The 23978-nt window shown below is 27.1% G+C and carries 24 protein-coding genes; 6 read left to right on the plus strand and 18 right to left on the minus strand.

What is annotated here, in order from left to right; genetic code table 11:
- Positions 1 to 6 precede the first annotated feature (6 nt).
- The 13 genes from BLBBGE_RS02730 to atpB form a co-directional block, all read right to left on the minus strand.
- Entirely contained in the window at positions 7 to 321 is a 315-nt protein-coding gene (locus BLBBGE_RS02730; RefSeq protein WP_012841070.1) for an acetolactate synthase, read from the minus strand.
- Between the two features lie 18 nt (positions 322 to 339).
- Complete coding sequence (gene ilvB / locus BLBBGE_RS02735) at positions 340 to 2034, minus strand: biosynthetic-type acetolactate synthase large subunit (protein WP_012841071.1); 1695 nt, start codon at positions 2032 to 2034, stop codon at positions 340 to 342.
- Between the two features lie 4 nt (positions 2035 to 2038).
- Positions 2039 to 3727, minus strand: a complete 1689-nt coding sequence (gene ilvD, locus BLBBGE_RS02740) for a dihydroxy-acid dehydratase (protein WP_012841072.1) — start codon at positions 3725 to 3727, stop codon at positions 2039 to 2041.
- Between the two features lie 354 nt (positions 3728 to 4081).
- On the minus strand, positions 4082 to 5278 hold the full coding sequence (gene mnmA / locus BLBBGE_RS02745; protein WP_012841073.1) for a tRNA 2-thiouridine(34) synthase MnmA: 1197 nt from the start codon (positions 5276 to 5278) through the stop codon (positions 4082 to 4084).
- A gap of 98 nt (positions 5279 to 5376) precedes the next feature.
- Complete coding sequence (dnaJ, locus tag BLBBGE_RS02750; protein ID WP_012841074.1) at positions 5377 to 6495, minus strand: molecular chaperone DnaJ; 1119 nt, start codon at positions 6493 to 6495, stop codon at positions 5377 to 5379.
- 12 nt (positions 6496 to 6507) lie between these two features.
- Positions 6508 to 7083 carry a nucleotide exchange factor GrpE gene (locus BLBBGE_RS02755; RefSeq protein WP_012841075.1) on the minus strand — a complete coding sequence of 192 codons (576 nt, stop codon included), beginning with the start codon at positions 7081 to 7083 and terminating at the stop codon, positions 6508 to 6510.
- Positions 7084 to 7144: 61 nt separating this feature from the next.
- The gene (trpS, locus tag BLBBGE_RS02760) at positions 7145 to 8137 is read right to left on the minus strand and encodes a tryptophan--tRNA ligase (protein WP_012841076.1); all 993 of its coding nucleotides are present in this window, start codon (positions 8135 to 8137) and stop codon (positions 7145 to 7147) included.
- 49 nt (positions 8138 to 8186) lie between these two features.
- On the minus strand, positions 8187 to 9068 hold the full coding sequence (gene atpG, locus BLBBGE_RS02765; protein WP_012841077.1) for an ATP synthase F1 subunit gamma: 882 nt from the start codon (positions 9066 to 9068) through the stop codon (positions 8187 to 8189).
- Between the two features lie 11 nt (positions 9069 to 9079).
- Positions 9080 to 10663 carry a F0F1 ATP synthase subunit alpha gene (atpA, locus tag BLBBGE_RS02770; RefSeq protein ID WP_012841078.1) on the minus strand — a complete coding sequence of 528 codons (1584 nt, stop codon included), beginning with the start codon at positions 10661 to 10663 and terminating at the stop codon, positions 9080 to 9082.
- Positions 10664 to 10674: 11 nt separating this feature from the next.
- Positions 10675 to 11220, minus strand: a complete 546-nt coding sequence (atpH, locus tag BLBBGE_RS02775; protein ID WP_012841079.1) for an ATP synthase F1 subunit delta — start codon at positions 11218 to 11220, stop codon at positions 10675 to 10677.
- An 11-nt stretch (positions 11221 to 11231) separates the two neighbouring features.
- Positions 11232 to 11720, minus strand: a complete 489-nt coding sequence (atpF, locus tag BLBBGE_RS02780; protein ID WP_012841080.1) for a F0F1 ATP synthase subunit B — start codon at positions 11718 to 11720, stop codon at positions 11232 to 11234.
- A gap of 9 nt (positions 11721 to 11729) precedes the next feature.
- On the minus strand, positions 11730 to 11957 hold the full coding sequence (gene atpE / locus BLBBGE_RS02785; protein WP_012841081.1) for an ATP synthase F0 subunit C: 228 nt from the start codon (positions 11955 to 11957) through the stop codon (positions 11730 to 11732).
- Between the two features lie 26 nt (positions 11958 to 11983).
- Positions 11984 to 13018, minus strand: coding sequence for a F0F1 ATP synthase subunit A (gene atpB / locus BLBBGE_RS02790; protein WP_226989455.1), 1035 nt, complete (start codon positions 13016 to 13018; stop codon positions 11984 to 11986).
- Positions 13019 to 13206: 188 nt separating this feature from the next.
- Between atpB and BLBBGE_RS02795 the strand changes: the two genes are divergently transcribed.
- Entirely contained in the window at positions 13207 to 14352 is a 1146-nt protein-coding gene (locus BLBBGE_RS02795; RefSeq protein ID WP_012841083.1) for a PLP-dependent aspartate aminotransferase family protein, read from the plus strand.
- On the opposite strand, the gene cysS is transcribed toward BLBBGE_RS02795, so the two are convergent.
- The 3 genes from cysS to nadE form a co-directional block, all read right to left on the minus strand.
- Complete coding sequence (gene cysS / locus BLBBGE_RS02800) at positions 14349 to 15806, minus strand: cysteine--tRNA ligase (RefSeq protein WP_012841084.1); 1458 nt, start codon at positions 15804 to 15806, stop codon at positions 14349 to 14351. The genes BLBBGE_RS02795 and cysS overlap by 4 nt on opposite strands.
- Before the next feature lie 3 nt (positions 15807 to 15809).
- A complete protein-coding gene (folE, locus tag BLBBGE_RS02805; RefSeq protein ID WP_012841085.1) occupies positions 15810 to 16496 on the minus strand; it encodes a GTP cyclohydrolase I FolE in 687 nt (228 codons plus the stop codon).
- A 61-nt stretch (positions 16497 to 16557) separates the two neighbouring features.
- Positions 16558 to 17334 carry an NAD(+) synthase gene (nadE, locus tag BLBBGE_RS02810; protein ID WP_012841086.1) on the minus strand — a complete coding sequence of 259 codons (777 nt, stop codon included), beginning with the start codon at positions 17332 to 17334 and terminating at the stop codon, positions 16558 to 16560.
- Positions 17335 to 17354: 20 nt separating this feature from the next.
- On the opposite strand from nadE, the gene tsaB reads away from it, so the two are divergent.
- From tsaB to BLBBGE_RS02835, 5 genes are read left to right on the plus strand one after another with little or no spacing between them, the layout of a single operon-like run.
- Positions 17355 to 17990, plus strand: coding sequence for a tRNA (adenosine(37)-N6)-threonylcarbamoyltransferase complex dimerization subunit type 1 TsaB (gene tsaB, locus BLBBGE_RS02815; RefSeq protein ID WP_012841087.1), 636 nt, complete (start codon positions 17355 to 17357; stop codon positions 17988 to 17990).
- A 32-nt stretch (positions 17991 to 18022) separates the two neighbouring features.
- On the plus strand, positions 18023 to 18952 hold the full coding sequence (hemC, locus tag BLBBGE_RS02820) for a hydroxymethylbilane synthase (protein ID WP_012841088.1): 930 nt from the start codon (positions 18023 to 18025) through the stop codon (positions 18950 to 18952).
- 37 nt (positions 18953 to 18989) lie between these two features.
- Positions 18990 to 20738, plus strand: a complete 1749-nt coding sequence (locus BLBBGE_RS02825; RefSeq protein WP_012841089.1) for a potassium transporter TrkG — start codon at positions 18990 to 18992, stop codon at positions 20736 to 20738.
- Between the two features lie 19 nt (positions 20739 to 20757).
- Positions 20758 to 21444: a TrkA family potassium uptake protein gene (locus tag BLBBGE_RS02830; RefSeq protein WP_012841090.1), complete on the plus strand. Its 687-nt coding sequence runs from the start codon at positions 20758 to 20760 to the stop codon at positions 21442 to 21444.
- Positions 21445 to 21472: 28 nt separating this feature from the next.
- Complete coding sequence (locus BLBBGE_RS02835) at positions 21473 to 22132, plus strand: uroporphyrinogen-III synthase (protein WP_149030178.1); 660 nt, start codon at positions 21473 to 21475, stop codon at positions 22130 to 22132.
- Here the strand turns inward: BLBBGE_RS02835 and BLBBGE_RS02840 are convergent.
- Positions 22123 to 23364 carry a hypothetical protein gene (locus BLBBGE_RS02840; protein ID WP_012841092.1) on the minus strand — a complete coding sequence of 414 codons (1242 nt, stop codon included), beginning with the start codon at positions 23362 to 23364 and terminating at the stop codon, positions 22123 to 22125. The two genes, BLBBGE_RS02835 and BLBBGE_RS02840, sit on opposite strands and share 10 nt — an antisense overlap.
- A gap of 2 nt (positions 23365 to 23366) precedes the next feature.
- The gene (locus tag BLBBGE_RS02845) at positions 23367 to 23972 is read right to left on the minus strand and encodes a cytochrome c (RefSeq protein ID WP_012841093.1); all 606 of its coding nucleotides are present in this window, start codon (positions 23970 to 23972) and stop codon (positions 23367 to 23369) included.
- Positions 23973 to 23978 lie beyond the last annotated feature (6 nt).

Below are 23978 nucleotides of genomic sequence, written 5' to 3' on the forward strand. Positions count from 1 at the left end.
TAATTTTTAAGATGTTGCTAACGGTAAATCTATTTTTTTCCATGAATTTTTTCTGGAATTTTTTTCTTCTATTTTAGAATAGTAAACATGAATAATTCCAATTAATTTTTCAATTAATTTTTTAACTTTAATTAATTGTTCTTCTTGACATTCTAAATCTAAAACATACTGAAATTGAACCTTTCCAATAGTTTCATTCTCATTGCTAGAAACGTTAATATGATTGGTTTTCAAATTTCTTCTGTTCAATATAATAAGTATTCTACTCAATAATCTTGTTTCTCTTTCTCCTAAAATTATTATTCTGAATTGATGCTTCATAGTATATAAATATTTTAATTATGTTAAACGAATTTTATCTACAGCTGCTCCTGCAGGAATCATAGGAAAAACATTGTCTTCTCTTTCGATTACAACTTCTAATAAAAAAGCTTTTTCATGATTTAATGCTTTTTTTACAGATTCTTTTAATTCTTCTCTTTTGTTTACTTTTTTTGCTTCTATATTATAAGCATTAGCTAATTTGATAAAATCTGGATTCACTAATTCTGTACACGAATAACGTTTATCAAAAAAAAGCTGTTGCCATTGACGTACCATTCCTAAAAAATTATTATTCAGCAATATTATTTTTACAGGAATATCATTTTGTAAAATGGTTCCCATCTCTTGTATTGTCATTTGAATACCTCCATCTCCCACTATACAAATAACTTGTCTATTTTTTGCTCCTAATTGAGCTCCTATTGAAGCTGGTAAAGCAAACCCCATAGTTCCCAATCCTCCAGAAGTTATTTGACTTCTTTTATAGGTAAAATTGAAATATCTAGAAGCTATCATTTGATGTTGTCCTACATCAGTTACAAGAATAGCATTTTTTTGTTTATATTGATTTATCCACTTAATTACCTCTCCCATAGTCATTCCTTCTTTTTTTGGATTTAGATCCCCTTGTATAACTGCAATTTTTTCTCTTTCTTTGAGAGCACAAAACTTTTTTATCCACTCTTCATGAGTTGATTCATTGACATAGTTAATTAATTTTCTTAAAGAACATTTGCAATCTCCCAATATTGGAATATGACATAATATATTTTTATTAACTTCAGAAGGATCAATCTCTAAATGAATAATTTTAGCTTGTTTTGCATATTGTTTAACGTCTCCTGTTACACGATCATCAAAACGGATCCCTATTGCAATAAGAATATCACATTGATTAGTTAAAATATTTGGAGCATAATTTCCATGCATTCCTAACATACCTACATATAGATAATGATTGCTGTCCAAAACTCCTAATCCCAATAAAGTGCTAGCTACAGGAATCCCTGTTTTTTCAACAAATTTTTTAAATTCTTCCTCTGCTTCAGCTAAAATAACACCTTGACCTACAAGAATTAAAGGCTTGTTAGCTTTATTTATGAAATTTGCAGCTTCTATTATTCTATTTTCCTCTATACAAGGATATGGATGAAAATTTTTTACGTATTTACAACGTTCATAATGAAATTCAGATTTTTGAAATTGAGCGTCCTTAGTGATATCTATCAATACAGGTCCTGGTCTTCCTCTTTTAGCTATAAAAAATCCTTTTTGAATTGATTCACAAATATCTTTAGATTTTAATACTTGAGTATTCCATTTTGTTACAGGAATAGAAATGTCTATAATATTTGTTTCTTGAAAAGCGTCGGTTCCCAATAAATGAGAAGAGACTTGTCCTGTAATACAAACAAGAGGGGTGCTGTCAATCAAGGCATCTGCCAATCCAGTAATCAAGTTAGTAGCTCCCGGTCCTGAAGTAGTAAAACATACTCCTATTTTTCCAGTAGCTCTAGCATATCCTTGTGCTGCATGAATGGATCCTTGTTCGTGACGCATTAAAATATGTGAAACTAAATTTAAATAATCGTGTAAAGAATCATAAATAGGCATAATTGCTCCACCTGGATAACCAAAGATGTATTCTACCTCTTCATGTAAGAGTGCTTTTATTACTATTTCCGAACCAGAGAATAACTTTTTTTCCATATAATTAATTCAATTGATCTGTAATGCACCCTTTGGAAGCTGGAGACACCATTTTGGTATATTTGTATAAATATCCTTTTTTTACCTTAAATGAAGGGGGAATCCATGATTTTCTTCTTTTATTTATCTCCTCATCTTTCACTTCAAGAGTAATGGTATTATTTTCCGCATCTATTTTAATAAAATCTCCATTTTTAATCAAAGCAATCAATCCTCCAGACTGTGCTTCTGGAGTTATATGCCCTACTACAAAACCGTGTGATCCTCCTGAAAATCGACCATCTGTAATAAGAGCGACTTCTTTTCCTAATCCAGATCCCATAATATAAGATGTTGGCTTTAACATTTCTGGCATTCCAGGCCCTCCCTTTGGTCCGACATATCTGATGACAATTACAACTCCAGGCAAAATTTTATTTTTCAAAATAGCTTGATTGGCTTCTTCTTCTGAATCAAAAACATTAGCTTTTCCACGAAAAATAGTACCTTCCTTTCCAGTAATTTTAGCTATGGCTCCTTCAGGAGAAAGATTTCCATATAAAATTCTGATATGTCCGTTTTTTTTGATAGGGTTATCTAAAGAATGAATAATTTTTTGATTGAAAGTTATATTAGGAACATTTTTCATATTTTCAGATAATGTTTTTCCAGTAACGGTTAGACAATCTCCTGATAATATTCCTTCGTTTAATAGATATTTTATAATAACAGGCATTCCACCTATATACATATGAATATCTTCCATTAAGAAAATTCCACTTGGTTTTAAATTTCCAATGAGAGGAACTTGATTGCTAAGTCTTTGAAAATCTTTTAAAGAAAAATCAATATTTGCCGATTTAGCTATCGCTAAAAAATGTAAAACTAAATTGGTTGAACCACCTAAACACATGGCTAATTTTACCCCATTTTCTATAGAAGATTTTGTTACGATATCTTTCGGTTTTATTCCTATTTCCAATAGTTTTTTAATATATATAGAAACTTCTTCACACTCTATTTGTTTCTTTTCACTTGTAGAAGGAGATGAAGAAGAATAAGGGAGCATCATTCCCATCGTTTCCAAAGCAGAAGCCATAGTATTTGCAGTATACATTCCTCCACAAGCTCCTGGTCCTGGACAAGAATTTTTAACAATATTTTTGTACTCTTTTTCAGTAATTTGGAAAGTATTTTTTTTTCCTAGAGCTTCAAAAGAAGAAACAATGTCTAATTTTTGACCATTATAATGACCTGAAGAAATACTTCCTCCATACACTATAATAGATGGACGATTCAATCTAAGTAAAGCTATCATAACTCCTGGCATATTTTTATCACATCCAGGTATGGCAATTATTCCATCATAATGATGTGAATCAATTACTGTTTCTATGCTATCCGCTATCAATTCTCTGGAAGGCAAAGAGTACCTCATTCCTGGAGTACCCATAGTAATTCCATCACTGACTCCAATAGTAGTCAATTGAAATCCTACTAAATTTTGAGTAACAACTGATGATTTGATTTTTTTTGCCATTTTATCTAAATGCATGTTGCAAGGATTTCCCTCGTACCAATTGCTAACTATTCCTATTTGAGCTTTACAAAAATCGGATTCTTTCATCCCTGTAGCATATAACATAGCGTGTGCTGCTGGCAAATCGGGTTCTTTAGTTATGTTTTTACTAAAATCGTTAATTCTTTTTTTCATGAAATGTTTTATAAATCAAAAAGCCCTACCGGTTAGTAGGGATAAAAAATAACACTCAATTTGAATAGTCATTAAAAATATCTATTCAAAAAATGAATTATATAATATGCAAAAATATGAAAAAAATAGATTATATAAAAGCGTTTTTTAGGTATTTATTTTTATAATATTATTATTTTTTGATTAATTAATGAATATATTGTAAAGTTTACAATCATAAATTCTATCTGCAACGTATTATTGTTAATAATAAAAAAAAACTATTTTTTTTTGAAAAAAATGAAATTTTACATTTATAAAATATATTCAATATTTAACAAAATAAATATAAAATGTAAAATAATATGATTTTAATTAAGAAATAACACCTGATCCTACCAATTCTTTTCCAATATACCAAGCAGCAAACTGTCCTTCCGTTATAGCACATTGCATTGTTTCAAATTCTATGAACATTCCTTTTTTTATTTTGTATAATTTTGATTTTTGCAATGATTGTCTATAACGAATTCTACAAAAAACATCCATTTTTTCTCCTTCTTTAAGACTAAGATCTTCTCTTATCCAATGAATATTTTTTTCTTGAATAAACAAAGATTTTCTATATAATCCTGGATGCTTTTTTCCTATTCCAGTATAAACAATATTTTCTTTTACATCGGTTTCAATGACAAAAAGAGCTTTTTGATAACCTCCTAAAGCTATTCCTTTACGTTGCCCTTTAGTAAAACAATGAGCTCCTTTATGATATCCTATTATTTTTCCATCTGATTTTTTATACTTTTTTTTTCTAGATAAAAAAAGTAACTCTTCTTCCTTAGAAGAAGGAAAAGGAAATTGATTTTCTTTATATACTAAAGCATCAGAATTTATGCAAACTACTTCTCCTTTTTTTGGAATAATTTTTTTTTGTAGAAATTCGGATAATTTAATTTTTCCTACAAAACAAAGACCTTGTGATTCTTTTTTATGAGCATTACGTAATCCATTTTTTTCCGCTATTTTTCGAACTTGATTTTTCGTTAATAAACCTAATGGAAACAGTGTTTTTCCCAATTGATATTGCGTTAATTGACATAAAAAATATGATTGATCTTTATTAAGATCTTTTCCTATTAAAAGACGATAAATTATTTTTTTGTTTTTTATAATTTTTTCTTTATTTACATAATGGCCTGTTGCAATCAAATCTGCTCCTAAATCAATGGCTTTTTTTAAGAAGATGTTGAACTTAATCTCTCTGTTGCATAAAATATCTGGATTAGGAGTTTTTCCAGATTCATATTCATGAAACATGTAATCAATGACATATTTTTTATATTCTTTTTTCATTTCTATTACTTGAAAAGGAATATTTAATTGTTGAGCGACTAACATAGCATCAATTTTATCTTCTTTCCAAGTAGTACATTTATTGAAAACAGAATCTTCCTCTTCCCAATTATGCATAAACAAACCAATAACCTCATAACCTTTCTTTTTAAGAATTAATGCAGCAACACTTGAATCAACACCACCTGAAAGGCCAACAACGACAACCTTTTGCATCATGATATTATTGATTTACTGAATTGATCTGTTGAAAACTTATATTCAAAAGTGTTTTTAAAAAAAAAATAAACATTCACTGATCTGTAAATTTTTTCTTTTTAAGAAAACATTTCTCTTACACGATCAAAAAAAGATTTTTCTGAATTACCGGGATGAGGAAGGAAATTTTCATTTTTTCTCATTTTTTCGAAAAATTTTCTTTGTTCTTCATTAATTTTTTTTGGAGTCCAAACATTAACATGAATCAAAAGACTCCCATGTCCATATCCTTCAATGTTAGGTAATCCTTTATTTTTTAATCTAAGAGTTTTTCCCGATTGTGTTCCTGGATCTATTTTGATTCTAGCCTTTCCATTAATAGTAGGTACTTCTTTAGAAGCCCCCAATATTGCATCCGGAAAAGAAATATATAAATCATAATGGAGGTTGATCCCTTCTCTTTTCAGTTGAGAATGAGGAATTTCTTCAATGAGTACAATTAAATCTCCAGGAATTCCCCCAAATGGAGCTTCATTTCCTTTTTCAGAAATTTTAAGTTGAATTCCTTCTGTAAGTCCTGCAGGAATTTTTATATTTACCAATTCTTCTTCTTTAATTAATCCATGTTTATTAGCTCCATAAGGTATATTTTCAACATTTTTTCCAGTCCCTGAACATATATGACATTGAGAAGTAGTTTGCATTTTTCCTAAAATGGTATTGGTTACACGTATAATTTGACCAGTTCCATTACAAGATGAACAATTTTTAAATTTGATTCCTTTAGCTATTTTAAGTCTTTTTACTTTAACTTTTTTTTCTATTCCATTAGCGATCTCTTCTAATGAAAGTTTAACTCTTATTCTTAAATCACTTCCTTTAATAGTTTTATTCCGATTTGATCTTCCAAATCCAAAACTAGAAAAACCTTCTCCAAATGCATCAGCGAAAATATCTCCAAAATTTGCAAAAATATCTTCCATATTCATTCCTGAACCAGTACCGCTTCCTTTTACCCCAGAATGACCAAATTTATCATAACGTTGTCTTTTTTCTGGATTACTTAAAATTTCATAAGCTTCAGCAGCTTCTTTAAATTTTTCTTCTGCTTTTTTTTTATCATCCAAATTTTTATCTGGATGATATTTGATTGCTAATTTTCGATAAGCTTTTTTAATTTCTTCTGAAGAGGCATTTTTAGAAACTCCTAATACTTCGTAATAATCTTTTTTAACCATGAAGATAAAAATTTACTTTCCGGTTATGACTTTAGCATGTCGTATGACTTTTTCTTTAAGAAGATATCCAGCTTCTATAATTTCTATTATTTTTCCTTTTAAATCTTCTGTAACAGCTGGAATTTGTGAAATAGCCTCGTGTAAATCTGTATTAAAGTCATCTCCCTTTTTTATTTTGATTTTATTTAATCCTTTTTCTTTTAAAATTTTAACAAGTTTTTCTTGTATTAAAGAAACTCCTTTCACAATCAGTTCATCTTTAGATTTTCTTAACTCTTTAAGTCCTCGTTCAAAATCATCCAAAATCGGAATTAAATCTATAAGAATTTCTTCATGAACAGCTCTAAAAATATCAAATCTTTCTTTTTGAATGCGTTTTTTATAATTTTCAAATTCTGCAAAAAGACGTAAAAATTTATTCTTTTCTTTCTCTACTTCTTTTTGAAGTAATTCCATTTCTTTTTTTAATGGATCCTGTATTTCTCCTTGACAAGAAGATGATCCCACATTACAGACATCGTTAGATGGATCTGATTGTTTTTTCAGTTGTTTTTTTGATTGATATCCATAATATAAAAATATTTTCAATACAGGACTAACAGCAAAAGATTTGCCATAATTTTAATTATGCCATAATGACATTTTTTAATTAAATTAAAGGGTTGAATTTGAAACATTTTCTAATATCATTCAACCTTTTATGAGCTATAATTTTTGCTTTTTTAGCACCAGAATCCAGAATATGATCTAATAAAGATTTATTTTTCATAAAATAAAAAAACTTTTTCCTTTCTATTGAAAATTTATGAATGATAAGTTCATACAATGCTATTTTAGCCTCATAATAACCATATCCACCCCTTATATATTTTTCTTTCATTTTCTCTATTTGATCTAAAGAAGCTATTAATTTGTATAGAGACATTATATAATCTGTTTCGTGATTTTTCTTTTCTTCCAAAGATTGACTGTCTGTACGAATACTCATAATTTGTTTTTTCAAAATTTCGTCTGAAGAGAAAATGTTAATCCAATTTTTTTTAGATTTACTCATTTTTTCTCCATCTGTTCCAGGGACAGACATCATTTTTTTTTGTAAAAAAGCATTAGGCAATACAAATAATTTATGACCTATTTTTTTATTGAAAAAGGAAGCAATTCGTCTAGCTATTTCTATATGTTGTAATTGATCTTTTCCTACGGGAACAATTTTTGCGTTATAAAGTAAAATATCGGCAGCCATTAAAATAGGATAAGAAAACAATCCTAAACTAATTTTTTCTTTATTTGTTTTTTTGATTTCATTTTTAAATGAATGAGCTAATGTAAGCCTTTGATAAGGAAAAAAACAACTGAAATACCAAGCTAGTTCAGTCACTTCTGAAACATCAGATTGTCTATAAAAAAGACAATTTTCAGCATTCAATCCAAAAGCTAACCACGCTGCCGCAATTTGATAAGTGTTATTTTTTATTGTTTGGATATTATTTACTTGAATCAGAGAATGTAAATCTGCTATAAATATAAATGAAGAATGTTTTTCATTTTTATTAGCCATATTTACAGATGGAATTATAACACCTAAAATATTTCCTAAATGAGGAGTTCCTGTACTTCGAATTCCTGTTAAAATTTTTTCCATACTTATAAAACTTATAAACTAATTGAAAATAATACAATCTAAAAATTGATTATTTTTTTTCATTTAAAGATTCTAATCCACTGATGATTTCAAGTATTTCTTTAGTTATTGTTGTTTGTCTTTCCTTATTGTAATTTAATACTAGATCATTTTTAATTTCAGATGCATTTTCTGTAGCTTTATGCATAGAAATCATACGTGCTGTATGTTCTGAGTAAGAAGATTCTAAAAAAATTTTTAATAATTTTGCATTTACAAATTTTGGAATCAAATAATCAAAAATTTCTTTTTGGGATGGTTCTAGAATATACTCAATTTCTGTTTTTTCTTTTTGTAAATCTACAGAGACTGGTAGTAATTTTTCTACAATTATTTCTTGAAACAAAGATTTTTTGAAATTGTTATACATCAAATAAATAGAAGATACTTTTTTTTGAATAAAAATTGAAATGAATTTTTTTGTTAAAGTTTGTATTTTTTCATTACTTTTAGTAAAGTCATCTCCCCAATCAATCCAATTGTTATTTTTGTCATATATCTTATATCTTTTCACTAAAAAATCGAATCCTTTTTTTCCAATTGAAAAAAATATGCACTCATTATGTGAGTATCCTTTTTTTTGAAACAATTGATTAATTTTTTCAAAAATTAAGGAATTAAAAGAACCGCATAATCCACGATTAGAAGTAAATACAATGAACAATTTTTTTTTTTCTTCTTTTTCTAAGAAATATTTATTTTTTTCCAATTTTTCCGTTAACAAAAAATCTGAAATAAGTAATTCTATATGATCCAAATAAGTTTTTACATGTGTCAATAAACCTTTAGTTTTTCGTAGTTTTACGATAGAGATCATTTTCATAGCTTCCGTAGTTTTAATAACTGATTCTATAGATAATATTCTTCTTTTGATCTCTTTTGGATTGGACATAAAAAAAAATTTTAGGATACATATTTATTACTTAATTCCAAGGCTACTTTTTCCAATATTTCAGATATTTTATCATCAAGGATTCCATCTTTTAATGAATTTAATAAATCTTCATGTTTTTCTTTTAAATAAAAAAGATATTCTTTTTCAAAATCTGAAATCTTATCAAGAGGAATATTTTTTAATATATTTTGAGTTCCAACATAAATTATAGCTATTTGATCTTCTATATTATACGGATAATGAGGAGGTTGTTTTAGTATTTCTATATTAATTTTTCCTTTTTTTAGAATTTCCATTGTAGATGGATCTAATTCAGAACCAAATTTTGAAAAAGATTCCAATTCTCTAAATTGAGCTTGATCTAATTTGAGAGTTCCAGATACTTTTCTCATAGATTGAATTTGAGCAGCCCCTCCTACACGAGAAACAGATATACTTTCATTGATAGCAGGACGTATTCCAGAATGAAATAAATCTTTTTCCAAAAAAATTTGTCCATCTGTTATGGAAATTACATTAGTTGGAATATAAGAAGAGATATCTCCAGATTGAGTTTCAATAATAGGTAAAGCAGTTAAAGACCCTCCTCCTTTAACCTCTTTTCTAATAGATTCTGGAATATCATTCATTTTTTCAGCCATTTTTTGGTCTTTGATAATTTTAGAGGCACGTTCTAAAAGACGAGAATGTAAATAAAAAACGTCTCCTGGATAAGCTTCTCTACCAGGAGGCCGTCGTAACAACAAAGAAATTTCTCTATAAGAAACAGCTTGTTTTGACAGATCATCATATATCACCAAAGAAGAGCGGCCTGTATCACGAAAATATTCTCCGATCGCAGTTCCTGAAAAAGGAGCAAAAACTTGCATAGAAGCTGGATCAGAAGATGTAGCTGAAACGATTACGGTGTAAGACATAGCTCCCTTTTCTTGCAAAAGATTAGCAATTCTTGCTATTGTAGATCCCTTTTGACTAACTGCTACGTAAATGCAATAAACTGGTTTATTTTGTTCATAAAATTTCTTCTGATTGATAATAGCATCAATGGCTATAGTCGTTTTTCCCGTTTGTCTATCTCCAATAATCAATTCTCTTTGTCCTCTTCCTATAGGGATCATTGAATCTATAAACTTAATGCCAGTTTGAAGAGGTTCTTTGACTGGTTCTCTGTAAATAACACCTGGAGCCTTTCTTTCTAAAGGCATAGAAAATAATTTTCCTTCTATAGGACCTTTTCCATCAATAGGATTTCCTAATGTATCGACAACACGACCTAACATGCCTTCTCCTACTTGGATAGAAAAAATTTTTCCTGTTCTTTGAACTACATCACCTTCTTTGATATCTTTTGATGAGTTTAGCAAAACAATACTAACATAATCTTCTTCAAGATTCAAAACTATGCCTTTTACTTCGGTATTATTAAATTCTACCAATTCTCCATAAAAAGCGGAGTTTAGACCGAAGGATCTAGCTACTCCATCTCCTACTTGAATAACAATACCAGATTCAGATAATTTTGATTCAAATTGAAAATTTGATAATTGTTCTTTAAGAATAGATGATATTTCAGAATATTTTAAATCTGACATGAAAATAAAATCTAAGAATTTTTAAATATTTTTTGAATGGAATCTAACTGCTCTTTAACGCTAAAATTCCATTTTTCGGATCCTATGCAAAATAGGAAACCTCCAATAATAGATTTATCTATTTTGTTTATTATATGAAATTTTTTTTTCTGATACTTAGGATAAATTTTAATTTTATGCGCAATTATTTTTTGCATATCTATACTTAAAGGAAATGCAGAAACAATAATGCATGTCACAATCCCTTTTTTTTCTTCTTTATATATTTTTTGATATTCTAAGAAAATTTCTTTTAAAAGAGATTCTCTTTTTCGTAGAATTAAAAGTTTTACAAATTGAAAGAGTGAAACATCGAAAGGATAAAGAATTTTTTTGAAAATAATTATTTTTTTTTTGTAACTTAATAATGAGGTTGAAAGAATTTTATTGAAATCTGTTTTCAACAAAGAAGATATTTTCTTGACTTTATAATAAAATGAATCATTGTTATTCATGATAGAATATTCAAAAAAAACTCTTGCGTAATGTTTAACTATTTTTTGATTATTTGAAAACATTTTTGTATCAATCAGTATAATTTATCTACCAATTCTTTTATAAACTTATCTTGTTTATTTGTTTGATCCAACTCTTTTTTTAATATTTTTTCAGCTATTTGAATAGAAATGTCTCCTATTTGATTTTTTAATTTATGAATAGCTGCTTTTCTTTCTATTTGAATACTTTTTTTTGTTTCTTCTAGAATCTTTTTCTTTTCTATCAAACTTTCCTCTTTTGCTTTTAATTTTATTTTTTCTCTAATTTGAATAGCTTCCTTTAAAATCATATCTCTCTTCATTCGAGTTTCTTTTAAAATTTTGTTTTTCTGATTTTCTACATTTTTCAATTCATTTTTCACTTGATCCGCTTTTTCAACAGACATTCTAATATTTTCTTCTCTTTGATCAATAAAATGAAGGATTGGCTTCCAAGCAAATTTGGAAAGAAATAACATAAGGATTACAAATATTATAGTATGCCAAACAATCAATCCTACAGAAGGAGTTACCAGATCCATTGTTAAAAATTATTTAAATACAGCTAATAATGTAGTAACTATTCCAAAAAGGGCTGCCCCTTCAATTAGTGCCGCAGCAACAATCATTGCATTCTGTATTTTTCCTGATGCTTCAGGTTGTCTAGCAATAGCATCCATTGCTGAACTTCCAATTTTACCAATTCCCAGTCCCGCTCCTACTACTGCAAGACCAGATCCTAAAGCGGCTAATCCAGAGTAAGTCAAATCTATATCCATATAATTAATATTTTTAATGTTAATGCTTAATGCGTTTCATTTTCATAATTTTTGATAGCCATTCCTATAAGTAAAGCAGATAAAGTCGTAAAAATAAAAGCTTGTAAAAAGGCTACCATAATTTCTAACATAGAAATAAAAAAACCGAAAATTATAGAAAAACCGGCTATAAAAAAATTTTTAAAAATAAAAATAAGACAAATAAAACTTAAAATAATTATGTGTCCAGCAGTAATGTTAGCAAACAAACGAATACACAAAGTCAATGGGCGAATAAAAATTCCAACCAACTCTATAGGAGCTAATAAAAATCTAATTCCTATTGGAACCCCTGGCATCCAAAAAGTATGTTTCCAATAACTTAGACTAGCATTGATATTCGTTATGATAAATGTAGTTATAGCTAAAGTCAATGTAACATTTATGTTTCCTGTAACATTTGGAAATCCTGGTATAAGACCCATTAAATTATTAAATAATATAAAAAAAAAGGATGTTAATAAAAAAGGAAAATAGGTTTTATACTTTTTTTCTCCAATATTAGGAATTGCTATTTCATCACGTATAAACAAAATTAAAAATTCTAAAAAAATACCTAAACTCCATTTGAGTTGACTCTTTTCATTATAACTATGTTTCATTCTAATGAAAAGATAACATAACAAAAAAAAAGAAATCAAAATAGCAACTACATTTTTTGTAATAGAAAAATCCCAAGGCTTTTCATTAATTGGAATTCCTTTTTCATCTATATGAAATGTTCCAACGGAATTTGTGTTATATATTTTTCCTTGAAACATTTTATAATATCCATGTTTTCCTTTGACCACTTTTTCACATGATAATTTCGATGAAGAAAAAATTTCTAAACCATGATTCCACAAAATAACAGGTAAAGATAAAACAATACCATGATTGTGAGACCCTGCAATATGCCATTCATGAGAATCACTTACATGTTCAAAAATAGTATTGGCTACATTCATTTTATTTTCCTGATGTTTTTCATATTTTACTTCTTGAGCCTTAGTATCAGCATACAAGATGAAAGACAAAAACAAGAATAATAAATTTTTTGAAATCATTTATTAAAAATCAAAAAACAGGAAACAAATTTAGATTTTTTCCAAAAAAAAGTGTTGTTTTTTTTCAAAATAATTTTTTCAACAAATTGGGTTTCCATTTTTTTGAATTGAAAGAGTACATTTGTATACATTTTTTTATGAAATTTTATTTATTTAACAAAATAATGAAGGAAGAAACAAAGCTCATTCAAAACATCTTATCAGATCCTCTTACAGGTGCCATATCCACACCAATATATCAAACTTCAACTTATGTACAGGAATCTCCTGGAGTTCATAAAGGATTTGATTATACAAGAACAAATAATCCTACAAGAAAAATATTGGAGGAATTAATTACTGATTTAGAATATGGTTATGCTAGTTTAGCATTTTCTTCAGGATTAGCATCTGTAGATGCCGTTTTAAAGTTATTAGAATGTGGAGATGAAATAGTAGCTGTAGATGATATTTATGGAGGGACTTTTCGTTTATTGAATTTGTATAAAAAATTAGGACTTAGTACTAAATTTGTAGATACAACCGATGCAGAAAAAACGATATCAGCAGTTTCTAATAATACAAAATTGGTTTGGATGGAAAGTCCTACGAATCCAACATTAAAAATATCTGATATAGAATATATTAGTGAAAAATCTAAGAAAAAAAATCCAGAAGTATTGGTTGTGGTAGATAATACTTTTGCCTCTCCTGCTATTCAAAATCCTATCAAATTAGGAGCAGATATTATTATTCATAGTGCCACAAAATATTTAGCAGGACATTCAGATGTGTTAGCTGGATTGATTACAGTAAAAGATCCAGACTTATATGAAAAATTGAAATACATACAAAATGCAAGTGGAGGAGTTTTATCTCCTATTGATTGTTGGTTAACAATAAGAGGAAGTCAAACTTTGTATTTACGTGTTCAAAAACAATCTCAAAATGCATTTCAAGTTGCTACTTTTTTAGAAAAGAAAAAAGATTCCTGTATTGATAAAGTTTATTATCCTGGATTATCACATCATAAAAATCATTTGATAGCTGTTAAACAACAACGATATTTTGGAGGAATTGTTTCTTTTAGTTTAAAAAATGATACAATAGAATCAGCAAAAAAAATTGTAACATCAACAAAATTATTTAAGTTAGCAGAAAGTTTAGGAGGAACAAAAAGTTTAATTTGTCATCCGGCGACTATGACTCATAAGTCTACCCCTTTGGGAATTAGAATTAATGCTGGAATACAGAATTCTCTCATTCGTTTATCTCTTGGTATAGAAAACGTAGAAGATCTTATAGAAGATATAGATCAAGCATTGCGTTAAAATAATTTATCATCATGAAATGGAATCCCTATGGAGGATAATTCCTCGCGGATTTTATCCGATACTATCCAATTTTTTTGTTTTCTTGCTTCTGCACGGAATTTTATCAATCTTTTGACAAGTATTTTCAATTTTTTTTCAGAAGAATTTGTTTTTTGTTCTTGGTCTTGAAGACCAAGAATATCAAAAACAAAATAAGTCATATATTTTTTCAATAAATAAGATTTTTCTATCTCATTCAAAGAATTGATAACATGAGTAGCTTTAAATAAATGAGAAATCAATAGAGGAATGTTAAAATCGTCATCGATTGCTTTATAACAATCTTTAATCCAATCATACACATTAAAAACATTATGATTTTTTTTTGATATATTTGGATCAAAATTTTTTAATTTATTTATAGCTTTCATGATTTTATTATATCCCTTTTCTGCATTCATGAGTCCTTCTTTAGAAAAATCCATGACGCTTCTATAATGGGATTGTAAAATAAAAAATCTAAGAATACTAGGAGAAAAAGGTTTTTTATAAAATTGAATGACATCTTTTAAAATCAAAAAATTTCCTGTGGATTTACTCATTTTTTTTCCATTTAAAGTTAACATATTGGTATGCATCCAATAATGTGCAAGATAGCTTTTGTTATAAATAGCTGTAGCTTGTGCTAATTCACATTCATGATGAGGAAATTTGAGATCGATCCCCCCTCCGTGAATATCAAAAGTGACTCCTAAATATTTTGTACTCATAGCAGTACATTCTATATGCCAACCAGGAAATCCTTTTCCCCATGGAGAATTCCAACTCATAATATGGCCAGAATGAGCTCTTTTCCAAAGAGAAAAAATCTTGTGGATTACGTTTTTCTCCTGAAAATTGAATTCTTTATTAAAAAGTTTATCGATTTTGTTTTTACTAAGAATTCCGTAAGAATATAATTTTCCATATTCTTTCAAATTAAAATAAACAGAACCGTTTATTTCATATGCTAAATTTTTAGCAATTAACTTTTCAATCATATCTATTTGTTCTATGATATGACCCGTAGCTGTAGGCTCTATGTTTGGAGGTTGAACATTTAAAATATTTAATAAATTATGAAAAGAAAGAGTATATTTTTGAACAATTTCCATAGGTTCAAGTCCTTCAATTCGAGATTTTTTAGAAATTTTATCTTCTAAATCATTTTCTTCATTTTCTAAATGGCCAACGTCGGTAATGTTTCTAACATAACGAACTTTATAACCTAAATGTTTTAAATAGCGAAAAACAACATCAAATGATATGAAAGTACGACAATTTCCCAAATGTAAATGATTGTAAACTGTAGGCCCACAAACATAAATTCCTACATATTCCTCATGAATCGGTTTAAATAATTCTTTTTTCCCTGTTAAGGAATTATATATTTTTAAATTGTTTCGTCCATAATTTATTTCTCTCATTTCCATTTTTTAAGAAATTCCAATGTGATGAAGAAATTCTCTTCTAATTTCTGAATTTTTTTTGAAAGATCCTACTAATTCCGTTGTTACTGTACTACTATCTATATCTCGAATTCCACGAGAATTGACACATAAGTGTTTTGCTTTTATTACACAAGCAACATCTTGTGTTTTTAACATTTTTTGTAAAGATTCGACAATTTGCATAGTCAAACGTTCTTGAACTTGTGGTCTTTTTGCATAAAAATTCACAATTCTATTAATTTTAGAAAGTCCAATAACCTTTCCATTAGAAATATAACCAACATGAGCTTTTCCGACAATAGGAAGAAAATGATGTTCACAAGTCGAGTAAACTGTTATATTTTTTTCTATCAACATTTGATTGTATTTATATTTATTATCAAAAATAGAAAGGGTCGGAGTATTTTTAGGGTTAAGACCACTAAATATTTCTTGAATAAACATTTTAGCCACACGTTTGGGAGTGCGACGTAAACTATCATCATTCATATCTAAACCTAATGTTTCCATAATCTGGAAAAAATGTTCTTCTATTTTTTCAATTTTTTCTTCATCATTCATCAAAAAATTATTTTTTTGTGAAATACTTTTACTATTGACTAAATTATTATTATTCAAAATATAATTTTGATCAGTGTTTTTTAAAATTTTTTTCTGTTTTTCTTTCATCATAAAATGAACTTAATCCATGCCGAGCATAGGTAGACAAAGTTACGAAGTTGTACTTTTATTTTTATTTCAGAAAGGAAGGAATTTTGCAAACAGGAATAAGTATCATTTTGTGCTTATTTTTTTGATTTAAGATTTTATATTTTTTGAAAATATCGTATTCTTTTTCTTTATAAAAGTTAGAACCTTTTTTTTTTGTTATTTTCATAGCCCACTCCAATTGTTCATAACTAGCTCCTAGTTGCTCTTCATCCGATCGTTGATCTTCCCAAAGTCCATCCATAGGTTTTACTTTTTGAATTTCTTCTGCAATATTTAATTCTTTGGCAAGAAAACGAACTTCACTTTTAGTTAAATCTGCTATAGGGTGTAAATCGACTCCACCATCTCCATATTTTGTAAAAAAACCTACCCCAAAATCTTCCACTTTATTTCCAGTTCCAACAACAAGATAATTTTTCATGTTAGCGTAGTAGTATAAAGTTAACATTCTCAAACGAGCTTGAACATTAGCTAATGCTAAAGAGGATTTTTCATTTTTTTTTTCAATGATATGACAAAAAGAAGTAAATAAAATTGATAAATCTTTTTTGAGATAAGAAACGTTTGAAAATTTATCAGTTAAAAATTTTGCATGTTTTATAGATAAACAATTTTTTCTATTTTCTAAAATAGGCATTTCTAGTATGATGGTAGGAAATTTAGTCATAGACACTAAACAAGAAGTTACGGAAGAATCTATTCCTCCAGATATTCCAATTATAAAACCATTTGATTGAGATTTATGAATATATTCTTTTAACCAGGATATAATATATTTGATTATCTTTTTTGTTTTCATTATTTATAGAAAAAATTTATATGTCTTTAATTCTAAATTTAGAAACTTCTACTAAAAACTGTTCAGTAAGTATAGCCAAAAACGGAATATGCATAGTTTATGTAGAAGAATGTTCAAAAAAATATTTCCATTCAGAAAAATTACATACATTTATACAATATGCTACAGAAATTTCTAAAATACGTCTTAAAGATTTAAAATCTGTTTGTGTCAGTAAAGGGCCAGGTTCGTATACTTCTTTAAGAATCGGCTTATCGGCAGCTAAAGGTTTGTGTTATTCTTTAGAAATTCCTTTATTATCTGTAGATTCTTTAACCATTATGAGTCAAAAAATAAATATAAAAAGTGGATTTTTGATTCCAATGATACATGCTAAATCGGATTTATTTTATACTTCATTATTCAATAAATCAAAGAAGAGATTGAGTTCGATTTTGATAAAAAAAATTCATGACGATTTTTTTACATATTTAACAAAAAGTGAAAAGATATATTTTATAGGTAATATTGATTTTTTTGGTGAAAAATTATTTTCTAATAACAGGTTTTTTACTAAAGTTTATCCATCTGCAATGGATATGTCTTTCATTTCCTACGTTAAATTTTGTAATAAAAAATTCGACGACATTGAAAAATTGACCCCTTCTTATTTCTAATTTATAGAATAATGATTTAAATCCATAATTTTTTGAAAAAGATCATTAGAATTGGAACACGAAACAGTCCTTTAGCTGTTTTTCAAGCACAAAAAGTTCAAAAATTACTTAAAAAAGAAGGATATTTTTCTCACTTATTTAAAATAAAATCTGAAGGAGATTTGATTCAAAATGTTCCTATTCATGCTTTAAAACATGTAGGAGTTTTTACAAAAAAATTAACTAATATTATGCTTTCAGGAGAAATTGATATGGCTGTTCATTCTTTAAAAGATGTTCCTATTAATTTACCTGAAGGAATTATTTTATCTGCTTTTTTAAAAAGAGAAAGTTTTTTTGACTCACTAGTGTATAAAGGGTCTAGTGATTTTTTATATGATCCAAAAATTCATGCAGTGATAGCTACTGGAAGTATTAGAAGAAGTGCTTTTTGGAAAAATCGCTATCCACATCATGGATTGATTGATTTAAGAGGAAATATAAATACTAGATTGAAAAAATTACAAAATAGTTCTTGGAAAGGCGCTCTTTTTGCTCAAGTTGGGTTGGAACGTTTAGGAATATTAAATAATTTTAAATGTTTGAATTGTAAAATTTTAGATTGGATGATTCCTTCTCCAGGACAAGGGATCATTGTAGTATCGACTCTTGAAAAGAAAGATTCAATCAATTCTTTAATTAAAAAATTAGATGATATAGAAACCAGATTGTCTGCGAATATTGAACGTCAGTTTTTAAAAACTTTAGGAGGAGGATGTATCAGTCCAATAGGAGCTCATGCCAAGATAAAAAATAAAATAATTTATTTTACTGGAATGTTGCTCAGTTTAGACGGAATGCATAAAATAAAAAAAACTAGAATAGGGACTAATTATGACCTAATTGGATTTCAATGTGCTGAAGAAATTTTAAAAGAAGGAGGAAGAGAAATATTAGAGGGAATAAAAAACAATATTTCATAAATTTTTTCAATCTAGTATTTATATTTCCTCAAAAACCATGATTCAAATTAAATTCCGAAATCTTTTAGAGATCGCTACTCCAATTATATTTTTTTATATCATTGTTTCTTTAGGATGGAAAACTTTCCGTTTTTTTAATGCAGAAATTATTATAAGCATAACACTAACAATAAGTGTTTTACATTTTTTCCTTCTTTTTGATAAAAGTTTAAAAAAGAATTATAAATCTATGATTTTTCTATCTTTTTTTATATTGCTGATTTTTCTTCTTTTTTCTTTTGGAAAAATATTTCTATGCAATTCAGGAAAAATTACAGATGATGTAAAAATATCTTTATTAATTAGTTTGATTTTATATATACTGATTCGTGTAACTTATTTTATGCGTATAGTATACGTGAAAATACATAATCCTGCTTTTATATTTATTATAAGTTTTGTCTTTTTATCTTTTTTGGGATCTTTTTTATTAATGCTTCCAGCATCTACAGTAAAACAAATATCATTTATAGATGCTTTATTTACTTCTACAAGTGCTGTATGTGTTACAGGATTAGTGGTATTGGATACAGCTAAAGATTTTACTTTTTTAGGAAAAGTAATTATACTTATTTTAGTTGAGTTAGGAGGATTAGGGATTTTAACTATAACTTCTTTTTTTAGTTATTTTTTTAGAGATGGTTTTTCTTTTAAAGAAGCTATTTTCATTAGCAATTTTTTAAATACAAAGACGACAAGTAACGTTCTTAGTTTAGCAGTAAAAGTAGTCTTGTTCACTCTAACAGTAGAATTTATAGGTACTTTATTAATTTATTTTTCCATTAAGGATAAAAATACATTAGAGTCTGATAGTCCTCTATTTTTCTCTATTTTTCATTCTATATCCGCTTTTTGTAATAGTGGATTTTCTACTCTTAGTCAAGGACTTTACTCGCAATCTGTAAGATTTAATTATTTGTTACAACTGATTATTGCTTGTTTATTGATATTGGGAGGAATAGGTTTCAATATTTTATTTAATTTTTTTACATATATATGGTTAACTATCAAAAAATGTTTTTATAGAATTTTTAAAGATGAATACTTTCGTTCTCCTGCACATGTAGTTACTTTAAATACACAAATTGTTGTAATAACAACTCTTTTTTTACTTTCTTTTGGAACTATTTTTTATTACATTAGTGAATATCATTCTTCTCTTTCAGAACATTCTTCTTTTTATGGAAAATGGATTGCTTCATTTTTTTCATCCGCAACATCAAGAACGGCGGGTTTTCATGTACTCAATATGAATAGTTTCGCACCAGTTACTGTTTTTTTTACAATTTTTTTAATGTGGATAGGGGCATCTCCCGCTTCTACTGGTGGAGGAATTAAAACTAGCACTTTTGCATTAGCTTTAATGAATATTGTTTCTTTATCTAGAGGAAAAAATAGATTAGAAATACAAAGAAAAGAAATATCTTCAGAGTCTATTCGATTGGCTTTTTCAATTATTATGTTATCATTAATTGTAATATACATAAGTATTTTAATTATTATTTTTTTGGATCCTAAAGAAAACATTTTATCTATTTCTTTTGAAGTTTTTTCTGCTTTTTCTACAGCAGGTTTATCTTTAGGAATTACTTCTAGTTTGTCAAATGGAAGTAAATTAGTTTTAATATGTTTAATGTTATTAGGAAGAATAGGAGTATTCAACGTAATGATTGGATTATTAAAAAAAAATAAAATTAGTTCTCATTATTATTACAGATATCCTAAAGGAAATATTCTTATCAATTGATGAATATATATAAATAAACATGAAGATAATAATTATTGGGTTAGGAAACTTTGGAAGATCTTTAGCTCTTAATTTAACAGATAATGGACACGAAGTTTTTGGTATAGATCATAAAATGGAGAAAGTAGATTTATTAAAAGATCATATAGCAAATGTCGTGTGTATGGATGCGAATAATGAAGCAGCTTATAAAGTTTTGCCTGTTCAGCAAGCCGATTTAGGAATTGTGGCTATTGGAGAAAACGAAGGTTCATCAATAGTCACTACGGCTATACTTAAAAAATATAAAAATCTTAGAATAGTAAGTAGATCTTTATCAAAGATACATGATACCATATTAGAAGCTATGGGAATCAATGATGTTGTCCATCCAGAACAGGATGCAGCTTTTAGGTTAACTAAACAAATATCTTTTAATTATGCTTTAGATTATTTTAGAGTGGATAACAAACACTCTATAGCAGAAGTTTTTTCTCCATCTTCTTTTAGTGGAAAATCTGTTAAAAGTTTAAAATTAACTCAAAAATATTCTGTTTCTTTAATTACCGTTATACGAGATCTCAAAAATCCTATGTCTTCCAAAGGAAATTCCACAAGAAAAGTTATTGGATTAGTTACAGGTGATACCGTTTTGCAAAAAGGGGATATATTAACTCTTTTTGGTTCTAACAAATCTATAATGAATTTTGTGAAAGATCAAAACTAAAACGAGTTAAACAATGATTAATATTCTTATGACGAAATCTGTGGATTTTTCTATTTTTTCAAAAAAATATTTTTTTATTCAATCTTATGATTTTCTATCAATAAAATATTCGAAATTGTATAAAAGACCTATTTTAAATAATCAGTTAATATTTACTAGTTATAACGGAGTTAAAGGTTTTTTATACAATTTCGAATATTGTTTTTTTCGAAAAAAGATATATGTGGTAGGAGAAAAAACATTTTTTTTTCTCAAGAAACACTTTCCTTATTGTTTTTTTTTTCAAAAAGATTATGTTCAAGATATAATAGAAGAAATTATAAAAACAAAATCTAATCAATACTACGATTGGTTTTGTGGAAATAAAAATATTTTTAATCAAGATATTAATTTTTTCAAAGAAAAGAATATCAATCGATATGAAGTTTATAAAACATTTTTAATTCCTAGAAAAATAAAAAATTTATCCGATTACCATGGAATCATTTTTTTTAGTCCTTCTGGGGTACAATCTTTTTTTTTGAATAATAAAATAGAAAATAATACAAAAACCGAAATTTTTGCTATAGGAAAAACCACAGCTAAATTCATTTCAAATTTTTTGCATAAAAAAATATGGATTCCTAAAAAACCTTCTTTAAAAGAAGTTTTTACTCTTGTAAAAAATTTTTATGATGTTTACATATAAGGATATTTGTATTTCTTACTTTCCTGAAAAAAAGGATTTCCTGTAGAAGAAGCGGAATTTAATTCTTCTAAATTAGAAAACAAAATATAACTGAAAAAACCACCTATCAATAATAGAGAACCTATTTCAGATATTCCAAACTTTATTCCTACATCTGGAGCTATTAAATTGTATATATCTATATAGTGTCCAATGAGTAAAATTAAAGACACTGTAAATACAATTTTATGGTTAGCTTTATTTTTACTACTTATTAATCCTAAGAAAGGAATTATAAAATTAGGAATGAGCATCCAAAAATGAATGGAATTATACATTTCTTCTCTTTTTAAAAAATAGGAAATTTCTTCTGGAACATTTCCGTACCAATAAAGTAAAAATTGTGAAAACCAAAGATAACTCCACAATAAACTACTAGAAAATAAATATTTACTCAAATCGTGTAAGTGACTTTTTTTAAACCAAGGAAGAAATCCTTTTTGATTTAGATAAATGGCTATTATTGTAACAGTTCCTATTCCTGTTACGATATAACTGCTCAAAACATACCAGCTAAATAAAGTGCTAAACCAATGTGGATTTAAAGACATAATCCAGTCCCATGCCATAAATATAGAAATAATAGAAAAAAATATAATAAAAATAACAGATATAAAATTCAATTTTTTATAATCATTCAAAGAATGTGTTTTATCTAATGAATAAGATATTTTTTTAATTTTTGAATAAAAAAAACTGCATACGAATCCATAAATAATGGATCTTATTAAAAAAAAAGGAATATTTAAAAACAATTTTTTGCTGGCTATAATTTTATCATATTTTACAGAATTAGGATCAAATAAATTGGAATCCATCCAATGAAACATATGGATAAAATTTATTGTATTTAACAATAAAATGATAAAAATCATGAAACATCCATATGGAATAAAAGAAGCTACTTTCTCCATGATAGGATGAAGAATTACAGACCATCCTGATTTGGATACGTTTTGGATCCCTAAAAAAAATAGAGAACCTAAAGAGATAGAAGTAAAATAAAAAATAGAAATATATAGACCTGTCCAAGGATTATTTTTTTTTTCTTCATATTTTATTTTTTCTATGTTGGAATTCAAAAAATTTTTATTCTTTTTTTCGAAAAAAGTTTTGTCCAAAAAAATTAAAATAAAACCTATAATCATTATAAGAATAATAATTTTTCTATTGATTTTAGAAAATTTATACATGTTTATTTATTTTTTAGATACATAACGTATGCTGCTATTTTCCATCTGTCGATTTCATTCAATTGAGAAGCATAAGAATTCATATTATTTTTTCCATATGTAATAACATAATAAACACTTCCAATAGTGATTTCTCTATCTTTATAATTAGGAATTCCTAAAATTTTTTCATTTTTAACTAATTGACCTTGTCCATCTCCATTGTCTCCATGACATATCGAACAATTAATTTTATATAATTTTTCTCCTTTTTTCAGTATCTCTTCCTTTGTTCCTATATTTTTATGAAAAGGATATGCAATTATTTGTTTACAATAATCAAATCCTTTGTTTTCTATTTCATTGGAAATAGAATTATAAAAATTATTTCTTGAAATAGTACCTTTTACTGGTAAAAGAGAAGAAGTTTTTCCATTTAAAAATAATGGAATCTGAATTTTTTTAATTTTCTTATTATAATTGAAATTAGGATCTGAATAGGGTTCGTATGCGTCGGAATAATACATATCTGGCATATACACTGTATTTGGCTTTGTTTTATCAAACCAACAAGATTCTAATAACATAACATTTAAAATGATAATAACTCCATAAAAATATTTTTTCATAATCAA

The sequence above is a fragment of the Blattabacterium sp. (Blattella germanica) str. Bge genome (genome assembly GCF_000022605.2).
Lineage (GTDB): Bacteria > Bacteroidota > Bacteroidia > Flavobacteriales > Blattabacteriaceae > Blattabacterium.